The sequence below is a fragment of the Streptomyces sp. YIM 98790 genome, from assembly GCF_011421595.1.
Taxonomy (GTDB): domain Bacteria; phylum Actinomycetota; class Actinomycetes; order Streptomycetales; family Streptomycetaceae; genus Streptomyces.
The window spans coordinates 1-4,546 of record NZ_WTLH01000299.1 but is presented as its reverse complement, the minus strand read 5'-3'; the positions used below and the strand labels follow the sequence as shown (position 1 = coordinate 4,546).

At 77.1% G+C, this 4,546-nt stretch carries 4 protein-coding genes and 1 pseudogene; 1 reads left to right on the top strand and 4 read right to left on the bottom strand.

Annotated elements, in window-relative coordinates:
• Positions 1 to 122: 122 nt before the first annotated feature.
• Positions 123 to 953, top strand: a pseudogene (locus tag GQS09_RS27040) (alpha/beta fold hydrolase); the annotation flags it as partial.
• A 245-nt stretch (positions 954 to 1,198) separates the two neighbouring features.
• On the opposite strand, the gene GQS09_RS27035 reads toward GQS09_RS27040, so the two are convergent.
• The 4 genes from GQS09_RS27035 to GQS09_RS27020 form a co-directional block, all read right to left on the bottom strand.
• The gene (locus tag GQS09_RS27035) at positions 1,199 to 2,047 is read right to left on the bottom strand and encodes a PHP domain-containing protein (protein WP_165990156.1); all 849 of its coding nucleotides are present in this window, start codon (positions 2,045 to 2,047) and stop codon (positions 1,199 to 1,201) included.
• Between the two features lie 187 nt (positions 2,048 to 2,234).
• A complete protein-coding gene (locus tag GQS09_RS27030; RefSeq protein ID WP_165990155.1) occupies positions 2,235 to 2,873 on the bottom strand; it encodes a DUF6758 family protein in 639 nt (212 codons plus the stop codon).
• 43 nt (positions 2,874 to 2,916) lie between these two features.
• Positions 2,917 to 3,573, bottom strand: coding sequence for a suppressor of fused domain protein (locus tag GQS09_RS27025; protein ID WP_165990159.1), 657 nt, complete (start codon positions 3,571 to 3,573; stop codon positions 2,917 to 2,919).
• A gap of 19 nt (positions 3,574 to 3,592) precedes the next feature.
• Positions 3,593 to 4,546 (bottom strand): DMT family transporter (locus tag GQS09_RS27020; protein ID WP_243761840.1); only part of this gene is annotated, 954 nt, incomplete at its 5' end.

Sequence of the window (4,546 nt, the reverse complement as noted above, 5' to 3'; positions counted from 1 at the left end):
GTGGCTCCGCCCCCCGGCACCGCCGCCGTGCGGCGCTGCCGCCCGCGGTCCCCGCCCGCCCCGGCCGCCCCGGCCGCCGGCCGGGGGTGGGACCGGGCCCGGGCGGCGGTTACAGTCGGATCGTGAGCAGACCGCCGTTCCTCGAACCGCCGGGCGGGGTGCTGGCCCGCAGAATGCCCACCGCCCGCGGCGAGTTCGCCGTGCTGGACGCCGCCTCCCGGGGGGAGCGGCGCGGCACGGCCCTGCTGGTGCCCGGTTACGCCGGTTCCAAGGAGGACTTCATCGCCCTGCTCGGGCCGCTCTCCGAGGCCGGATACCGGGTGGTCGCCGTGGACGGCCGCGGCCAGCACGAGACCCCCGGCCCGCACTCCCGCCACGCCTACCGGCTCGGCGCGCTGGCCGACGACGTGCTGGCCCAGGCCGGGGCGCTGGCCGAGGACGGCCCGCTTCACCTGGTGGGGCACTCCCTCGGCGGGCTGATCACCCGCGGCGCGGTGATCAGGAACCCCGCGCCCTTCGCCTCGCTCACCCTGATGAGCTCCGGCCCCGGCCGGATCACCCGCTGGCAGCGCTGGCGGGTGCGGGCGCTGTGCGGCGGGCTGCCGGTGGTCGGGCCGCGTGCCATGTGGCGGGCCTGGCACCCCGTCCGCGAGGCCGGCGAGATCGCCGAGTTCATGCTGCGCCGCTGGCTGTCCAGCCACCCGGCCCAGGTGCGGCAGACCGGCTGGCAGCTGCGCTACGAGCCGGACCGGATCGGCTGGCTGGCGGCCACCGGCGTGCCGGTGCACGTGCTGTCCGGCGAGCGGGACGGTGCCTGGCCGGTGCCGCTGCTGCACGAGATGGCGCTGCGGCTGAAGGCCCACCGCACGGTCATTCCCGGTGCCGATCACTCGCCCAATGTCGAGCGGCCGGAGGCCACCGCGCACGCCCTGGCGGACTTCTGGTCCGCCGTCCGCCCGCGCGACCGCCGTGCGGCGGCACCGCCCGGGGCGGTGGCCGCGGTGGACGAGGCCGAGGTGATCGACGTGGCCGAGGTCGCGGCGGAGATCGCCGCGCGGGAGGCGTCCGGGACCGCCCGTGGCGGTGTTCTCGGCGGTCTCCGCAGCCCGCACGATCCGCAGGACTCGCATGATCCGCATGGCCCGCAGCGCGTGGTGCCCGCTGCGGAGTGAACCGCGTACCGGACGGGCCGGGCGGCTCAGGCGGCGGTGAGCGGGGTGCCGGCGGCGCGGTCCAGCAGCCCGGCGTAGGCGTCCGGGTCCGTGGTGTACCGGCCCAGGGGCACGCTCTTGCGGCTCCCGTGGTAGTCGCTGGAGCCGGTGACCAGCAGCCCCAGCTCGCCGGCCAGCCCGCGCAGCAGCGCCCGGGTGGGCTCGTCGTGGTCCGTGTGGTCGACCTCGATGCCGTCCAGCCCCGCCTCGGCGAGCTCCACGATGGCCGTCTGCGGAACGGTCCGGCCACGGCTCGCGGCCAGCGGGTGGGCGAAGACCGCGACACCGCCGGCCCCGTGCACCAGCCGGACGGCCTCGAAGGCGTCCAGCTCGTGCTTGGACGCGTGCGCCCGCCCGCCGTCACCGATCCACTCCTCGGTGAAGGCGTCCGAGACGCTGGCGATCACCCCGGCCTCGACCATGGCGGTGGCGATGTGCGGGCGGCCGATGGCGGCGTCCGGGCCGGCCAGCTCGCGCACCCGTTCCCAGCGGATCGGCACCCCCAGCTCCCGCAGCCGGGACACCATGGCCCGGGCCCGGGGGACCCGGTCGTCGCGCAGCAGCTCCCGCTCGCGGGCCAGGGCCGGTTCCTGCGGATCGAAGAGGTAGGCCAGCATGTGCAGCGAGATGTCGCCGTAGCGGCAGGACAGCTCGCAGCCGGGGACGAGGGTGAGCCCGGGGGGAAGCGCGCGGGCCGCCTCGGCGTGCCCGGCCACGGTGTCGTGGTCGGTCAGTGCCACCACGTCGAGCCCGGCCTCGGCGGCCCGGCGCACCAGGCCGGCGGGGGAGTCCGTGCCGTCCGAGGCCGTGGAGTGGGTGTGCAGGTCGATGCGCACGGGCGGCTCCGGGGCGGTGGGCGGCGGAACGGGGCGTGGTGCCGGCGGGCCGGCCGGCCCGCCGGAGGGCAGGATAGCCGCCCGCCGCCGGCTCCTGCCGTGCCGCCGTCCCCGCCGGGCCCCGTGGTCCGCGGCCCCGGCCGGCGGCGGGTACGGCGGTGGGGTGCGGTCGGAACAGGGCCGGGGGTCAGGAGACGATCTTGGGGGAGAGGGCGCCGCAGGGGATGAGCTCTATCTCGTGGCCCGCCTCGCGCAGATCGGTGAGCACCAGCTCGTCGTACATGAGGAGTCCGGAGCGCTCCGGCCACACCACCGCCCACAGCCACATGCCGCGCGCCTCGCCGGCGAACACCGCCCGGTCGTCGGGGGTGCCCGTGACATGCCACAGCGGTGTGGGGCGCCCGCCCGCCAGCACCTTGGTGGCCGGGGGCTGGTCCACGCTCATGTACGGCACCGGGTCCGGTCCCTCGATGCCGGCATAGCGGGCGCCGAGCCCCACCCCGAGCTCCTCGGAGATCAGCAGCAGCTCGCCGGGGCCGCCCAGCGGCGAGGGGCCGGAGCAGGCGACGACGACCGCGCGTCCGCCGCTGCGGTCGTCACCGGCCGCGGCCACGCCCGTGTAGAGCCAGCCGACGGGGAGCGGCCAGGGCATCCAGACCGGCACCTGGGTGCGGCGCACGACCACGGCGAGGCCGTCCACACTCGGCGGAAGCACCGGTTGCAGCGGCTGCACGGCCCCGTGCACCGAGCACTGCCATGTGTCCGAAAACAGTCCGGGCGCCCGTACCCGTCCACCGCACTTCGGGCAACTGGGTTCGCCCCTCATGTTGTCCTACGGTCCTCCGGGACCGGCCGTGCGTCAAGGACACTCACTCGTCCAGCCGAACACCCCTGCGCTGCGGATCGCGCAGATCGGTGCCGTGCCGCAGCCAGCGTTCCTGCAGGGCAGCCGCCCCGTGGGCGCGTTTCCACGCCGCCTCGTCCGGGGTCATCGGCAGCAGCGGCAGGAAGCGCACCGGCTCCCGGGGAGCGGGCAGCTCCAGGTCCGGCACCAGCCCGCCCGGTTCACCGACGAGCACCGAGGTGAAGGGCGCCCCCGGCCACAGCGGCTCGCCCAGGTCCAGCGAGGCGCCCGGGGTGATCACCAGCCCCTCCACGCGCGGGGCGGCGGCCAGCGCGGCCAGCGGGCGCAGCACCCGGTCCAGCGGCGGCAGCGGCGGCCGGCTGCCGGGGCGCAGCGAGAGCAGCAGCTCGGCGCGCGGCCCGCGCACCTGCTCGGCCAGGACCGCCGTGGGGTCGGCCATCGGCTCGGCGGACATGCCCAGGGTGGCGTAGCGCAGCGCCGGGCCGCCCGTCCCGGGCCCCTCCGCGCCTGACCCGCCGAGGAAGCGGAGCACCTCGATGCGTTCGGTGCCCAGGAAGGTGACGGACGCGCGGGCGTCGGCCGGGCCCAGGGCCGCGGTGAGGGCGGCCTCCACGGCGGTGAGGACGGTGGCGCGCTCGTCGCCGCTGTCGGAGTTCTCCAGGTGGTCCACGCCGTAGAGCCTAGGCGCTGCCCGCCACCGGGGGCGGCGCGGGCTCGGGGGCGCGTTCGCCCCGGATGACCAGCAGCAGCCCCAGCATGATCACGGCCAGCGCCGGCCAGGCCGGGGCCGGCGGGGTCTGGCCCAGCCACGCCCAGGCGATCAGCGCCGCACCGGGGGTCTCCAGCAGGATCGCGGTCGAGGTCACCGACGGCCCGAGGCCGCGCACCACCCGGTTGAGCAGCGAATGCCCCAGCAGCTGCGCGGTGACGCTGAGCAGCAGCAGCTTCAGCCATGTCGCACCGGAGTAGCCGCCGAGCGCGCTGCCGGTGGCCAGGCACAGCGCGAGCAGCAGCACCCCGGTGGCGGAGTAGCAGACGAAGGTGTAGCCGGTGGTGGACAGGGTGCGCCGGGCCTCCGCGCCGATCAGCACGTAGACGGCCGCCAGCAGCCCGCCGGCCAGGGCCAGGGCGTCCCCGGCCAGGGCGCGGGCGGAGAGCGAGAAGTCCACGCCGGTGAGCAGCAGCATCCCTCCGAAGGCCACGGCGGTGCCCAGCCACACCCGGGCCGGCGGCCGGTGGCCGCGCAGCCGCAGGATCAGGGTCACCCAGATCGGGGTGGTGGTGACCAGGGCGACCGAGGAGGCCACCGAGGTCAGCCGCAGGCTGGGAATCCAGCAGGCGAAGTGGGCGGCGAGCACGGCCCCGGAGGCCAGCGAGAGCAGCAGCTCCCGGCGGCCCATCCGGCGCAGCTCGCGGCGCAGCCGGGGCCGGGACAGCACCACGGGGGCCAGCCCGGCGACGGCCATGGCGTTGCGCCAGAAGGCGACCGCCAGGGCGGGGGCGGCGATGGCGGTGACCAGCGGGCCGGAGAGGGAGATGCCGGTGATGGCGACGGTCAGCAGCAGCAGGTCGAGCCGCAGCGCGTGGCCGGCGGCCGGCGGCCGGGCCGGGGCGGCGGACGGGGCCGGCCGGGG

Coding starts and splice junctions, on each gene's coding strand:
- GQS09_RS27030 (WP_165990155.1), bottom strand. CDS start 2,873: ATGAGGGGCGAACCCAGTTGCCCGAAGTGCGGTGGACGGGTACGGGCG.